This window comes from Actinacidiphila yeochonensis CN732 (assembly GCF_000745345.1).
In the GTDB taxonomy this organism is placed as follows: Bacteria; Actinomycetota; Actinomycetes; order Streptomycetales; family Streptomycetaceae; genus Actinacidiphila; species Actinacidiphila yeochonensis.
This window is the reverse complement of the sequence record NZ_JQNR01000005.1, coordinates 454,303-467,862: the sequence shown is the minus strand read 5'-3', so window position 1 is coordinate 467,862 and position 13,560 is coordinate 454,303. Positions and strand designations below refer to the sequence as shown.

Sequence of the window (13,560 nt, the reverse complement as noted above, 5' to 3'; positions counted from 1 at the left end):
GCGCAATGTCCCGGAAACCGGGCGGCCGGACCCTACGGTCATGGCCACCTCCACGAACCCGGCCGAGGCCGGTCCGCTGACCGGCTTCACCGTCGGCGTGACCGCCGCCCGCCGCCGCGACGAACTCGTGGCGCTGCTGACCCGGCGCGGCGCCCGGGTGGTGGAGGCCCCGGCGCTGCGCATCCTTCCGCTGGAGGACGACATCGCGCTGCGCCGCGCCACCGAGCGGTGCCTGACCGCGCCCCTGGACTACGTGGTGGCCACCACCGGCGTCGGCTGGCGCGGGTGGATGAGCGCGGCGGACGGCTGGGGACGCGGCGCCGAACTGGCTGCCGCCTGCCGGGACGCGGTGGTGCTGACGCGCGGCCCGAAGGCGACCGGCGCGGTCCGCGCCAGCGGCCTGGGCGAGGCGTACTCCCCGCACAGCGAGGCCACCGACGAACTGCTGACCTGGCTGCTGGCCAGGCCGCTGACCGGCCGCCGGATCGCGGTGCAGGAGCACGGCCTGCCGCTCAGCTCGTTCAGCGCGGCGCTGCGTGAACGCGGCGCCGAGGTCGTCTCCGTGCCCGTCTACCGGTGGGCGCCGCCGGTGGACCCCGGGCCGGTGCGCCGGCTGGTCGAGCAGACCGTGCGCCGCGAGGTGCACGCGGTGACGTTCACCAGCGCCCCCGCGATCACCGCGTTCCTGCAGACCGCGACCGCCGACGGCCGGTACGAGCAGGTGCTGGCGGCGATGCGGGAGGACGTGCTGCCGGTCTGCGTGGGTCCGGTCTGCGCCCGGCCGCTGCTGGCGGCCGGGCTGCCGGTGGTCTGGCCCGAACGCGGCCGCCTCGGCGCCCTGGTGCGCACCCTGACCGAGCAGCTGCCCTCGCGCGGCCGCCGGGAGGTGCGGATCGAGGGCCGGGAGCTGGTCCTCCAGGGCAGCGCGCTGCTGGTGGACGGTGAGAGCCGCTGGCTGTCGCCGAAGAGCGCGACGCTGCTGCGCGCGCTGGCGGAGCGGCCGGGCCGGGTGCTCAGCCGCGCCGAACTCATGCGCCGCGCCTGGGCGGACTCCGACGCCGACGAGCACGCCGTGGAGGCGGCGATCGCCCGGCTGCGGGCCTCACTCGGCCCCCACGGCGACCTGGTGCGGACCGTCCCCAAGCGCGGCTACCGGCTGGCGGCGGGATGACGGCCCCTGTGCCGGCCCCTGTGCCGGGCAGGGTTCCGCGGCCCGGCGCCGCCCGGCCCACCCTGCTGGCCGTGGCGCACGGCACCCGCAGCGCGGCGGGGGTGGCGGCGACCGAGGCGCTGGTGGCCCGGGTGCGGGCGCTGCGGCCCGAGCTGAGGGTGGAGCGGTGCTACCTCGACCTGGTGGAACCCTCGCTGCCCGACGCGCTGGCCCGACTGGCGGCGGGGACGGACAGCGCGGGGGAGTCGGGCAGTGCGGGCAGTGCGGGCGGCGTGGGCGAGGCCGGCGGCGCTGGTGGGATGAGCGGTGGGACGAGCGAGGTGGTCGTGGTGCCGCTGCTGCTCGGCGCCGGCTACCACGTCCGTGTCGACATCCCCCGGGCGCTGGCCGCCGCGCCCCGCCCGCGCGCCCGGACCGCCCGTGCGCTCGGCCCGCACCCGCTGCTGGCCGAAGCGCTTGCCGACCGCCTCGCCGAGGCCGGCCGGCGCCCGGGGGACGGGCCGGTGGTCCTCGCCGCGGCCGGGTCCACCGACCCTGCCGCGAACGCCGGGGCCGCGGCCATGGCGTCGATGCTGCGCGACCGCCTGCCCGGCCGTCCCGAGGTGGTCCCCGCCTACCTCGGCGCGGCCGGCCCCACGGTCGCCGAGGCTGTCGCCGCGCTGCGGGCGCGGGGGCACGTCCGCGTCGGTGTCGCGGCGTACCTGCTGGGCCCGGGCTTCTTCGCCGCCCGCGCCGTCGGCGCCGGGGCCGTGGTCACCTCCGCGCCGTTCGGTCCGCACGACGCGGTCGCCCGCCTCGTCGCGCTGCGGTACGACGAGGTGTGCGGCGCGGCCCGGCGGCCGGTGCCTGCGGCAGGAGCCGGGGCGGCGGGACGGTGAGGGCAGGGACGGACGGGACTGCCGTCATCGGGTGCGGCTCCGGGGGCCGGCGCGGCCGCCGACCCGGCTCCCACACACCCGGATCGCCCGGGAGAGTTCACCTGCGAGTCGCCAACTCCGCTGCCGCTGATGCCAGATTGCACCGCATGGACACTCCTGACATGGGTATCGGCGCGCGGCTCGCCTCGCGCATGAGCATGGCCGAGCAGCACGAGTACCTGCGGACCAAGCTCTCGCGGCGCCGCGTCATGATGGGTGGCGCGATGGCGGCCGGCACCGTGGCCGCATCGGGCCTGATGGGCGGCGTCGCCCGGGCCGCCTCCCCGAGCCCGGCGTTCGTCACGAAGCCCGCCACCGGGCACCAGGTGGACGGCGCGCTGGTGGCGCCGTTCGGACGGCACCTGCAGTTCGGTGCCGACCCGCGCTCGCAGTTCACCATCTCCTGGCAGGTGCCGCTCGCGGTGACCCGGCCGTTCGTGCGGATCGGCCTGCAGCCGTGGTCGCTCAGCCACAAGATCGAGGCGGAGGTGCGCGACCTGCACACCCCGCAGCTGCTCAACAGCAAGCTGCCCGCCGTGGACCAGTACTACCTGCACGCGGCGGTCGGCGGCCTGCGCCCCGGCACCACGTACTACTACGGTGTCGGCCACGACGGCTTCGACCCGGCGCTGCCCGGCGCGTTCAACACCGTCGGCAGCTTCACCACCGCCCCCGCGCAGGCGGAGCGGTTCACCTTCACCGCGTTCGGCGACCAGGGCGTCAGCTACCACGCGCTGGCCAACGACTCGCTGATCCTGGCCCAGAACCCGGCGTTCCACCTGCACGCGGGCGACATCTGCTACGCCGACCCGGACGGTTCCGGCCAGCAGAGCGACTCCGGCGACTACGACGCCCGCACCTGGGACCAGTTCCTCGCGCAGACCGAGTCGGTGTCCTCCCGGATCCCGTGGATGGTGACGACCGGCAACCACGACATGGAGGCCTGGTACTCGCCGAACGGCTACGGCGGCCAGGAGGCCCGCTGGTCCCTGCCGGCGACCGGCCACGACCCGAAGAACCAGCCGGGTACGTACACCTTCGTCTACGGCAACACCGCGGTGATCGCGCTCGACGCCAACGACGTCTCCTACGAGATCCCCGCCAACTACGGGATCTCCGGCGGCAAGCAGACCGCGTGGCTGGACAGCACCCTGGCCCGCTACCGCAAGCAGCGCGGCATCGACTTCCTGGTGGTCTTCTTCCACCACTGCTCCTACTCGACCACGACCTCGCACGCCTCCGACGGCGGTGTGCAGGCGCAGTGGGTGCCGATCTTCGAGAAGCACCAGGTCGACCTGGTGATCAACGGCCACAACCACGTCTACGAGCGGACCGACGCGATCCGCGACGGTCAGGTGTCCCGCCAGGTCGAGATCGGCGCCACCACCCGCCCGGCGACGGACGGCACCGTCTACATCACTGCGGGCGGCGCCGGCAAGAGCCTGTACAGCTTCCCGGCCCCCGACAGCTACGAGGGCCACGAGCAGCACGTCGACTCCGTCACCACCTGGCACTCCGCCCAGGGCGGCGGCCAGGTGGCCGACACCGTCCACTGGTCGCGGGTGCGCTACACCGGCTACTCGTTCGTCTCGATCGACGTCCAGCCGGCGCGCGCCGGCCGCGAGTCGACGCTGACGGTGTCGGCGATCGCCGAGACCGGCCAGCGCATCGACCACTTCACGGTCGCCCGCCAGGCGCACTGACGCCGAGGGCGCCGAGGCCGGGCGCGCGCTGAGGCCAAGCCCGCTGAAGCCAAGCACGCTGAAGCCGGGCGCGCATTGAGGCCGGGCGCGCGCTGACGCCCAGCCGTACGGCCGCGCCCGCGCCTTGGGCCGGTCCGAGCGCAGGGCCCCGTTCCGCCAGAACCAGGCGGAACGGGGCCCTGCCGTACCCGGCGTCGGCCCGGGTGCGGGTCGGGTGCTCGGGTGAGGAGCGGCCGCGGGGGCCGGGCTCAGGGGCGGAAGCCGCCGAGCCGGCCCTCCAACTGGACCAGCAGGGCGCTCAGCAGGCCGGCGAGGTCGGCCTGTTCGCCGGCGCGGAGGCCGGAGAGGGCCGCCGCCTCGTAGGCGAGCTGGCCGGGCAGGATGCCGTCGACGAGGTCGCGGCCCTGGTCCGTGAGGTGGATGCGGATCACCCGGCGGTCCCGGCTGTCCCCGCGCCGCTCCACCAGGCCGCGTTCGGTGAGCTGCTTGAGCCGCTTGGTGACCGCCGCGCCGGAGGAGAACGTCTCCTTGGCCAGGTCGCCGGGGGTCAGCGCCCGGCCGGTGCGGCGCAGCGCGCCCAGCAGGTCGAACTCGGCGCGGCTCAGCCCGGCCAGCCGCAGCGGCGCGTCCTCCGCCTGCTGGAGCAGTGCGGCACACCGGTTGAGCCGTCCGATGAGCTCCATGGGCGCGGTCGCCAGGCCGGGGTGCACGGCGTGCCACTGCCGGACGACGGTCATCACGCTGTCGTCCCCGTGGGCGCGGTTCCCGCCTCCGCCGGAGGTGCCGGCCCTGTCGTCGTCGGGCGTGCCGTCGGGCGTCGTCACCGGCCTGCCTCCTCGGTGGCGGACGTGGCGGACGTGGCGGGCGTCGTGGGCGCCGCGGACGTGGCGGACGTGGCGGGCGTGGCGGAGCGGCGTCCGGCGGTGCTGGCAGCCGCGAGCGCCCGGCGCTCGGCCGCTGCGGCGCGCTGCCGTACCGCAGCCGCGAGCGTGAGGTGCCCGGCCTGCTCCACGTCGAGCAGCCGCTCCTCGGGCAGCGCCCGCTGCCACCACTCACCGGCGGCCGCGTCGGCGGCCACCCGCAGACCGACCAGCGCGGCGCCCAGGTCGCGCCGCGCGTTCTCACGGGCGGCCGGGTCGGCGTCCTCGTCGACCAGCGCCCGCTCGCAGCGGACCCGGGCGGCGTCGGTCGCGTCCAGGGCCCGTTCCAGGTGGCTGCCGGCCCGGCGGTTGGTGACGGCCACGGCGGTCGCGAACCCGACCGCGACGCCGATGACCGTGTCCAGGAGCCGGTCGCCGACCAGCCGGCCGCTGGGCTGGTGGTGGGCGAACTGGGTGATCAGCAGGGCCATCGGGTTCACACAGAGGCTGCCCAGCCAGTAGTTGCGGGTGATCAGCGCCTCCGCGCCGAACGCGAACACCGCCGTGCACAGCACCATCGGCAGCGCCCCGATGTGGATCAGGGGCGTGATCGCGGCGAACACCAGCATCCCGAGGAGGGTGCCGACGGACCGCTGGACGGCACGGTTCCAGGTGAGAGTGACGTTGGCCTGGTAGATGGAGGACGCGGCGATCACCGCCCAGTAGGGCCGGTCGATCCCGGCGGCGTACGAGGCGTAACCGGCCAGCGCGCAGCCCAGGAAGGTCCGCAGCACGATCGGGCCGGCGGCCGAGCCCGGGGCCAGGCGGTGCCACCAGCGGGGCCGGGGCACGGCCAGCTCGGCCTCGATGCCGGCCAGTTCGGCCTCGGCGCTGCCGCCGGGCAGGCCGGCGGGCCGGGGCAGCGGGCCGCGGCCGGGCAGGGCCGCTGCCCAGGTACGCAGCTGGCCGGCGTCGGTGGCGGCGGGCGCGGCCAGCGCCACCTCGGCACGGACCACCAGGAGCTCCAGCTCCCGGGCGCGCCGCTCGGGCCGGTCGGCCCCGGCGGCCAGCAGCGTCTGCCAGGCGGCGTGCACGGCACCGGCGGCGGCCGCGCGCAGCCGCTCGTGGCCCGGGGCCTCGCCCCGGGTGTCGGCGTACGCGGCGGCGGCGCGCAGCGCGCGGGCGGTGGCGCGGCGCTCGGGACCCTGCGGGAACAGCAGGACCGGGGCCATGCCGACCAGCCAGGCGAACGCCCCGGCGGCGAGGACCAGCCCGAGGTGGGCGGGGATCTGCCCGGCCGAGTTCGGCGCGAAGAGCGTGCCGGAGGTGATGAACGTCATCACCACCGGCCCGGGCGGCCCGACCGCGGTGGCGTCGCACACGGCCTTCTGCACCGCGGCCAGCGCGGCGGCCACCGTGATCAGCACCGGCACGGACGAGGTGAGCGCGGAGGCCCCCAGGGCCACCCCGACACCGGCGGTCATACCGCCGACCACCAGGAGCAGCCCCCGGGCGCGGGCGACGTAGGGAAGGTGGTGCGTGTAGAGCGCGCACAGCGACCCGGCCATCGTGAACATGGCCAGGTCCAGCCGCCCGATCAGCAGCAGGATCAGGTTCGGCACCAGCTGGGCGACGAGCACGCTGGTCGCCGGCTTGAACCAGGTGTCCGACGGCCGGGCCGGCCGCAGCGCGCGGCCGAGCGGCAACGGCCGGACCCGGGGGGTCACTGCCGGGGTGCCGGGGGCGGGCGGACGAGGGGACGGAACAGTGCGCATACCAATAGACTAACAGGTGTTTTACTCGTGAAAGATATGCCGTCGGTCACGCCACCCACGAGTCATCCCAGGTCAGCGAGGGTTTCGGCACTCGCGGGCGGCGGCTTGCAGGCGTGAGAGGGCGTGAGGGGGCGTGAGAGGGGGGCGGGTGCGAGGGAGAGCGGGTCAGCGGGGCGCGGGGCCGGCGGCCGGAGGGCGCTCGGCGCGGAGCAGGTCCTCGTACGCGTGGTGGCGGCGGGTGGTGGTCCGGTGGTGGAGCAGCTCGGCGGCGCGGGCGGGCTCGCCGGCGTCGACGAGGGCGCGGGCGAGGGTGTCCTGGACGATCTCCCGCTCCACGCGCACCCCGCCGATCCGTTCCGCCCTCTCACCCAGGGCGCCCAGCAGGTCCACGGCCGCGCGGGGGCGGCCCGCGGTGACCTCGGCCAGCGCCTCGGCCACCGGCGCGAGGACCTCGCGGAAGTCGGGGCGCGGGTCGGCGGCGGCCCGGCGGGCGAGGGCGCGCAGGTCGTCGGTGGCGGCCTCGACGGCCAGGGCGAGGGCGAGGTTGAAGGTGTGGAAGATCTCCGCCGTCCCGCCCGGCGCGGCGAGCAGCTCGCGCACCTGGGCCGGGTCGCTGCGGCCGGCGGGTTCCTGCCCTGCCAGCAGCAGCCGCCAGTTCGTCGCGGCGCGCATACCGACGTCCGTGACGGCCAGCGCCCGGTCGGCCCGCCGCCGCGCCTCGGCGAAGTCCCCGCAAGCGATCGCCTGAAGGGCGGCGTGCCAGCCCAGGTGCCGCGCCTGGACGGCCTGCGGGTCCTCGGCGAGCCACTGGTCCACGAAGCCGACGGCGGCGGGCCCGGCCCCGAGCTCGTGCTCGGCGTGCGCGAGGGCGTGCGCGGCCACACCCGAGCGGGGGTGCAGCTCCAGCGCCCGTTCGGCCAGCTCGTGCGCCTCCCGTACCCGGCCCTGCTCGGCCCGGATCGCGGCCAGCCAGCTCGTCCACGGCCAGTTCTCCGGCCCGGCCAGCGCGGACTGCCGCTCCACCAGGGCGTCGCCGTAAGCGCGGTAGGCGGCGTCCCCGCAGGAGGAGAAGGCGCCCAGCATGAGCCCGGCCTGCTCGTCGGCGGGCCACCGGGCGAAGTGCCCCGCCAGGTGGTCGGACGCCAGCCGGTACTGCCGGTGGGTGTGCAGGAACACCCCGTGGACCAGGCTCGCCTCCCGCTCGCCGACGGCCCGCGCGTCCCGGTGCGCGATCACCAGCTGCTCCTTCAGGGCGGCGTCGTCCAGCCCGTCGGCGGTGGCGAAGACCAGCAGCGCCCGCGCCACGCCGCAGCCCGGCTCCGCCGCCGCCCACTCCCGCAGCAGCGGCAGCGCCCGCCCGCTCAGAGCCAGCAGCTCCGCCACGGCCTGGTCCGCCGCCGCTTCCCGCCCGGCGGCGAGGCCGTTTCCGTCCGGCGGGGCGCTCGCATCCAGCCGGACGGACGCCTCCAACCCGACGGTCCCGGCCCACTTCCGCACCGTCATACGCTGGCCATGAAGACGGCCGTGCAGACGATGCCGCTGTTGCCGCAGTGGTTGCGCGGCAGGCTCAACGGCAGGCCGGCCGTGTTGCCGCCCAGGAGCCCGCTTCCGCCCACCGTGGCGCCCTCGGCCCGGGCGCCGCTGTCCAGGGTGACGCAGCTGTTGCCGAACACCGCGTTCCCGACCCCGACGACGCTCGCGTGCGCCGCTCCCGCCGGAAGCAGCGTCGCCCCGGCCACCGCGCCCAGCACCGCGACCCGGCTGCCCGCGCGCCCGCCGTGGCCTCGTGTCTCCGTACCCATCGCGCTCCTCCTCCGTCCGGGGTCGCGCCCCGGCAACCACCCGTACAGACCCCGCGCTGCCCGGACGAACCCGGACCGTCACCGTGACCAACGACGGACCTCGATTTCGGACACGCTCCGTAACCATCGCTGTCGTCCGGAGCGGGTTCAGCGGGTTCGGCGGGTTCCCACGGGGGGCACTCCTCCGTCCACGACGGCCTGAGTGAAGCCGGAGAGGTCTGGGCGCCTGAGCGCTGAGGCGGTCCGACGGGCGGGCGCGGGCCGTGCGCGAAGGGGGCGGGCGCGGGCCGTGCGCGGAGGGGCGGGAGCCGGCTTCTCCCGCGCACGGCCCGGCCGTCAAGCCTGCTGGCCGGCCTCGACGGTGAGGACGATCTCGACCTTGTCGCCGACCGCGAACGCCGACTTGCCGCGCGTCACGCCGAAGTCGGTGCAGACGATCTCGGTGGTGGCGGAGAACGTCGCCGCCTGCCTGCCGTCGGCGCCCGGGGCGAAGCCCGTGGGCTTCAGGCGCAGCGTCACCGGCTTGGTGGTGGCGCGGATGGTGAGGTCGCCGTCGACGAGGAAGTCGTCGCCCTCGGGCCGCACCGCGGTGGAGGCGAAGGACATCGTCGGGTACTGCTCGGCGTTGAGGAAGTCGTCGTGGCGGAGGTGGTCGTCCCGGCGCTTGTTGGCGGTCGTCACCGACGCGGTCCGGACGACGGCGGCGACCGACGAGTCGAGCGGGTCCTCCGCCAGCGAGATCGTGCCCTCGACCTCGGGGAAGGTGCCGCGGACCCTGGCGAAGCCGAGGAGGCGGGCCCGGAAGGAGACGTCGGAACGGGCGGCGTCGATCGCCCAGGTGCCGGCGGCATAACCCGGAATGCTGACCTGCGTGGACATGCTGGTGGGTGCTCCTCTTGGCGATCCGAACGAGAACAACGGATGGAGCGGACGCATTGATGATCATCTCTGGTCGTCGCGTCGGATACAGGATATCCCTGATCGGCCAATTCCTACTCCGCGTGGTGGAATTCCCGTAGGCGTTCCCGTGCGAGGGGAAGTGGAACAAGGAATTCCCGGATAATCCGCGACGGTCGGACGCTTCGGCACCACCCCGCCGTTGCGCCCACCGCCGCTGCGCTCACCGCCGTTGCGCTCACCGCCGATACGCCGACCGCCCGCACGCCCTCTGCCCGGCCACCGGTACCCGGTCCTCCGGTACCCGACCTTCCGCCACCGGTGCGGGAGTCGGGACCGGGTCGGCTGAGCCGCCCTCGGCTCGGCGGCCGTTCCCGAATGTCCCGGCCGCGGTCGGCCCGGCGGAAAACGCCCCTCGGGGACCGGCTTCGACGGCGATTCCTGATTTCCCGGTGGCGACGGAACGGGATAGCGATTGCGGCGGGCGGTCGTCGCGTTGCCGCCGGTCATTGGCCGTTGCGAGGCGGAGTCGTCCATTCCAGGCTCTTCGCTTCTTCGCTTCTTCGGCTCTTGGGCTCTTCGGTTCTTCGCCGTCGAGGGTGTGGATACGGGGCCGGCCGACGGGTGCTGTGGGACGACGGCCGCCTGCGTCGGGTCCGACAGATGCCTCCCGCGCCGAGGTCGGCGGTGCTGGAGGGTGACGATCGGCCGGTCGCGGCTACCGCTCGATCGAGCGGCACGTCGTCGATCGGTTCATCGGACTGCTTCGGTTGGCATCGCCTGGGTGCCCACGACCGTCAGCAGCGCGAGCTTCTCGGCGGTGTCGGTCCCGGCGCGCGGGGTGAACCAGAGCAACCGCTGGCGGCCGTCCTCGCTGAAGAGGCTGAGGCAGTTGAGGTCGATCATGCCGACGGTGGGGTGGTCGATCCGCTTGCGCTCGTCTCTGCGCACCTCCACGTCCTGGTCGGGCCAGAGCGCCTGGAACTCCGGCGACCGCCGCAGCAGCTCGTCCACCAGCCTGGTCGCCTCGGCGTCGCCCGGGCCGCGTCGCCCGACTGCCGCGCGCAGGTCGGCGACGAACGAGCGCGACTGCGGGGCGAGGTCCTCCGGCGGGTAGTTCTGCCGCGAGGCCGGGTCGGTGAACCACCGGTAGACGAAGCTCGCCGCGCGGCCCTGGTGGGTGGACAGGTCGCCGAGCAGCGCGATGGCGAGCGGATTCTGCACCAGAACGGTGTGCAGGTCGGTGCTCACCATCGCCGGGGTCCCGTCGATGCGGTTCAGCAGGTCGAGCATCGCGGGGTGGACGTGGGACGCCGTCCCGCCCTGGTGCGGGATCGGGCGGTTCGCCAACCGGTACAGATGGTCGCGTTCGTCGTGGCTGAGGCGCAGGGCGCGGGCGAGCGCGGCGAGCATCTGCTCGGAGGGCTGCGAGCCGGCACCGCGCTCAAGCTCGGTGTAGTACTCCACCGAGGCGCCGGCCAGAACGGCGACCTCGTCGCGGCGCAGACCGGGGACGCGGCGCCGCGGGCCGGACGCGAGCCCGACCTCTTCGGGGCGGATCCGCTCGCGTCGCGAACGCAGGAAGCCGCCGAGTTCGGAGTACCTCGTGTTCGACATGGGCACAGCCTCCCGGGCGTTTCCGATCACGGCGGTCAACTCGGTGATCGTTCCGACATTGTCGACGACGAAGGCGATACGCCGGCCGACGGGGTCGACCTGGAGTGGCCCGGCGAAGGACTCCACACCACGTGCCCGCAAGCGCGAACGTCGACCCGTCGGCGCTGAACCGCAGGTCCGGCGAGTAGTCAGCCGCGTGTGGCACCGCTGCCTGCCAGGGGACGGCGTCCCCACCTTCGGAAGCAACTGTCGCGGGTCCGCGCCGCGCCACAGAGTGGACGCCATGAACACCGCACTCACTGACACACCCACCGGCTCCGGCGCATCCCCGGTCGCCGCGAAGTCGGTCCTGATCACCGGCGGCACGAGCGGGATCGGCGCCGCGACCGCTCGGCTCCTGCTCGGGCGCGGCCACCAGGTCGCCGTCACCGGGCGCGACCCGGGCCGGCTCAAGGCGTTCCTCGACGAGGTCGGCCACGAGGACCGCGTCCTGGGCCTGATCGCGGACGCCTCCGACTGGGACTCCACGAACACGGCGGTCACCAGCACCGTGGAGCGCTTCGGGTCGCTCGACGCGGCGATCGCGAACGCGGGCAGCGCGTCCCCCGATCACTTCCGGGCGGGCAGCACCGGCGTCGTCGACGACGGCGATCCGGAGCTGTGGGCGCCGATGGTCCTCGCCAACGTGCTCGGCCCGGCCCTGCTCGCCAAGGCGACCCTGCCCCACCTGGAGCAGTCCCGCGGCCGGCTGGTGCTCGTCGGCAGCGTGGCCGGAACCAAGAACAGCCCCGGCAACCTCTACTCCGCCACGAAGTGGGCAGTGGTCGGCTTCGCCGAGAACCTCCGCATGCACGCCACGACCCGCGGCATCGGAGTCACGGTCGTGAACCCGGGCATGATCGACACCGCGTTCTGGTACGGCCAGGTTCCCCCCGTCGCGATGAGCCCGGACGCGGTGGCCGAGGCGATCGGCTTCGCGCTCGACCAGCCGGCGGGCGTCGACCTCAACACGATGACGATCCGTCCGATCGGCCAGGCCGCCTGACCCCGGCTGCCGACACGCTACCCGTCTGACCCCATGCTGCCGGCACGCTGCCCGTCTGACTCCAGACGGGCAGCGTGCTCGGTGGTGGGCCATCGCCGTGCCGGCGATCTTCGACGGATCGCCGATGCCCCCGAGGTGCTCCCGGCCCCTGTCGACCGAGGGCAAGCGGGTGCTGGCCAACAACCCCGGCCCGGTCCGACGGCGCGAAGGCCGAAAGCCGCGAAGATCAAGGGGAGCGAAGGCCAAGGGGAGTGAAGGTCGAAGGGCGTGAAGTTCAAGGGGATCGATGAGCCTGCTCCCCTCCGGCGAAACCGCGCTGTCCGCCGCGGCGACCGTTTCAGAAGCCGCGTGCGGGCGGCTGGGAGTCGTAGGGGTTGTGGATCACGTGACGGCGCTGGGCGACGTCGAGGACATCCTGGGGGAAGTGGTCGCCGGCCACGTAGTGACGGCCCTTGGTCTGACCGACGGCGGTGAGGATGCCCGCCCTGACGAGAGCCTGCATGTCCCGGGTGGCCTGCTGGGAGTTGAGCCCTTCGCTCTTCTCGTAGCGCGAGCGGCGCACCCGCCCGGCCACGGCCACTTCATGCAGGGCCGCCACCTGCCGCTCGCTGACACCGCGGCTTGCGGCGTGCTGGTCGAGCAGGAGCCAGATGTCGGTGGAACGCCTCACGCGGTGCCGCACACGCTGTGCCTGCTCGTGATGGGCGCGCAGGTTGAAGGAGATCCACGGACCTGTGTCGCGTTCCGGTGAGTAGACGGGGCCGCCGACTTCGCGAAGCACCTTGTAGTAGTCCCAGGTGTTTCCGGGCATGCCGAGCCACTCCTCGATGGAGGAGAACTCCGGCGCCAGCGCGCGCTGCCGGGCGATGACCAGCGTTTGCAGGCTGCGCGACATGCGGCCGTTGCCGTCGACCCACGGGTGGATCTTCACCAGGTTGAGATGGGCCATGGCGGCACGGACCAATGGGTTCGAGTCGAGGTCGCCCTCGTTGAGCCAGTCGACCAGTTCACCGGTGAGAGCCGGCAGCCGATCCTCGCGAGGGCCCTCGTACTCCGTGCTGAGCGGATCGCCCGCGGCGCTGATGAAAATCGCTTTGCGACGCCACTGGCCGGCCGGCCTCTGGCGGGTGTGGTGGTGGCCTTGCAGCATCCAGTGCAGAGCGTTGAGCAGCCCCTTGCTGTAGGAGAAATCCTCCACGTCGTAGAGCGACTGGATGTACGTCATCATCTGCTGGTAGGCGAGGGTCTCCGCCTTGTCGGCCTCGCTGGCGTTGATGCTCTCCCGCTCGCCGTCCATCAGGTCGGCCACGTCCCGCACATCGACCTGGAAGCCTTCGATGGTGTTGGACGCGGCGATGGCCGAGGCCGTCAGGGAGCGGCGCAGGTCTTGGGTCCACTTCGCCGGGGCCTGGCGCACCGCGTGGCTCAGCTCGGAGTGCATGGCGGTGATCTCCGCGAGGACCCGCTCGTCGGCAGGGGTGAGAGACGGCGTCGCGTAGAGCATGAGGCAATGATACCTGTTGACTATCATTGCCTCATGCTCTCGCTGCCCACGCCCGCCTCCGATCACCCGTCGATCTGCGGCGTGCGGAACGGCTTCCACGGCCGCTTTGGTCGCGTTCAGCTTGTCGACCAGGGGCTCCGAGGAGCGCCGCGAGGCTCCGCGGGCCCGGTAGCGGCCTGGGACCGACTCGCCGCCGTGGAATCGCCGTGGAACTGGTTGCCGGAGGGTCCGCCGTGGAACTGGATGCCGGAGGGTCCGCGTGGACCGGG

The 13,560-nt window shown here is 74.1% G+C and carries 11 protein-coding genes; 4 read left to right on the top strand and 7 right to left on the bottom strand.

The genetic code is table 11. The annotated features are described in order from the left end of the window. Positions 1–40 precede the first annotated feature (40 nt). From BS72_RS14165 to BS72_RS14155, 3 genes are all read left to right on the top strand, one after another. Positions 41–1,171, top strand: a complete 1,131-nt coding sequence (locus BS72_RS14165) for a uroporphyrinogen-III synthase (protein ID WP_037910830.1) — start codon at positions 41–43, stop codon at positions 1,169–1,171. A 71-nt stretch (positions 1,172–1,242) separates the two neighbouring features. Beyond that, positions 1,243–2,049, top strand: coding sequence for a sirohydrochlorin chelatase (locus BS72_RS14160; RefSeq protein ID WP_198545891.1), 807 nt, complete (start codon positions 1,243–1,245; stop codon positions 2,047–2,049). Between the two features lie 146 nt (positions 2,050–2,195). Then, entirely contained in the window at positions 2,196–3,791 is a 1,596-nt protein-coding gene (locus BS72_RS14155) for a purple acid phosphatase family protein (protein ID WP_037910826.1), read from the top strand. A gap of 248 nt (positions 3,792–4,039) precedes the next feature. Here BS72_RS14155 and BS72_RS14150 read toward each other — a convergent pair whose 3' ends face one another. The 6 genes from BS72_RS14150 to BS72_RS14125 form a co-directional block, all read right to left on the bottom strand. Then, positions 4,040–4,615 carry a MarR family winged helix-turn-helix transcriptional regulator gene (locus BS72_RS14150; RefSeq protein ID WP_037910823.1) on the bottom strand — a complete coding sequence of 192 codons (576 nt, stop codon included), beginning with the start codon at positions 4,613–4,615 and terminating at the stop codon, positions 4,040–4,042. Continuing rightward, a complete protein-coding gene (locus BS72_RS14145; protein WP_078901354.1) occupies positions 4,612–6,426 on the bottom strand; it encodes an FUSC family protein in 1,815 nt (604 codons plus the stop codon). Before BS72_RS14145 ends, BS72_RS14150 begins: the two co-directional genes overlap by 4 nt. A 165-nt stretch (positions 6,427–6,591) precedes the next feature. After that, on the bottom strand, positions 6,592–7,929 hold the full coding sequence (locus tag BS72_RS14140) for a tetratricopeptide repeat protein (protein WP_232792402.1): 1,338 nt from the start codon (positions 7,927–7,929) through the stop codon (positions 6,592–6,594). Then, on the bottom strand, positions 7,926–8,228 hold the full coding sequence (locus BS72_RS14135) for a chaplin family protein (RefSeq protein WP_037910821.1): 303 nt from the start codon (positions 8,226–8,228) through the stop codon (positions 7,926–7,928). The genes BS72_RS14140 and BS72_RS14135 overlap by 4 nt, the downstream gene beginning before the upstream one ends. Positions 8,229–8,564: 336 nt before the next feature. Then, the gene (locus BS72_RS14130) at positions 8,565–9,107 is read right to left on the bottom strand and encodes a YceI family protein (RefSeq protein WP_037910818.1); all 543 of its coding nucleotides are present in this window, start codon (positions 9,105–9,107) and stop codon (positions 8,565–8,567) included. A 771-nt stretch (positions 9,108–9,878) separates the two neighbouring features. Next, entirely contained in the window at positions 9,879–10,742 is an 864-nt protein-coding gene (locus BS72_RS14125; RefSeq protein ID WP_037915779.1) for a helix-turn-helix transcriptional regulator, read from the bottom strand. Between the two features lie 283 nt (positions 10,743–11,025). On the opposite strand from BS72_RS14125, the gene BS72_RS14120 reads away from it, so the two are divergent. Then, entirely contained in the window at positions 11,026–11,787 is a 762-nt protein-coding gene (locus BS72_RS14120) for an SDR family oxidoreductase (protein ID WP_051951922.1), read from the top strand. Between the two features lie 337 nt (positions 11,788–12,124). Here BS72_RS14120 and BS72_RS14115 read toward each other — a convergent pair whose 3' ends face one another. After that, positions 12,125–13,291 carry a Fic family protein gene (locus BS72_RS14115; RefSeq protein WP_037910817.1) on the bottom strand — a complete coding sequence of 389 codons (1,167 nt, stop codon included), beginning with the start codon at positions 13,289–13,291 and terminating at the stop codon, positions 12,125–12,127. Between the last annotated feature and the right edge of the window lie 269 nt (positions 13,292–13,560).

Bases quoted from the DNA above. Each gene is read 5' to 3' on its own strand.
- BS72_RS14165 (WP_037910830.1), top strand. From the start codon at position 41: ATGGCCACCTCCACGAACCCGGCCGAGGCCGGTCCGCTGACCGGCTTC.
- BS72_RS14155 (WP_037910826.1), top strand. From the start codon at position 2,196: ATGGACACTCCTGACATGGGTATCGGCGCGCGGCTCGCCTCGCGCATG.
- BS72_RS14145 (WP_078901354.1), bottom strand. From the start codon at position 6,426: ATGCGCACTGTTCCGTCCCCTCGTCCGCCCGCCCCCGGCACCCCGGCA.
- BS72_RS14140 (WP_232792402.1), bottom strand. From the start codon at position 7,929: ATGACGGTGCGGAAGTGGGCCGGGACCGTCGGGTTGGAGGCGTCCGTC.
- BS72_RS14135 (WP_037910821.1), bottom strand. From the start codon at position 8,228: ATGGGTACGGAGACACGAGGCCACGGCGGGCGCGCGGGCAGCCGGGTC.
- BS72_RS14130 (WP_037910818.1), bottom strand. From the start codon at position 9,107: ATGTCCACGCAGGTCAGCATTCCGGGTTATGCCGCCGGCACCTGGGCG.
- BS72_RS14125 (WP_037915779.1), bottom strand. From the start codon at position 10,742: ATGTCGAACACGAGGTACTCCGAACTCGGCGGCTTCCTGCGTTCGCGA.
- BS72_RS14120 (WP_051951922.1), top strand. From the start codon at position 11,026: ATGAACACCGCACTCACTGACACACCCACCGGCTCCGGCGCATCCCCG.
- BS72_RS14115 (WP_037910817.1), bottom strand. From the start codon at position 13,291: ATGCTCTACGCGACGCCGTCTCTCACCCCTGCCGACGAGCGGGTCCTC.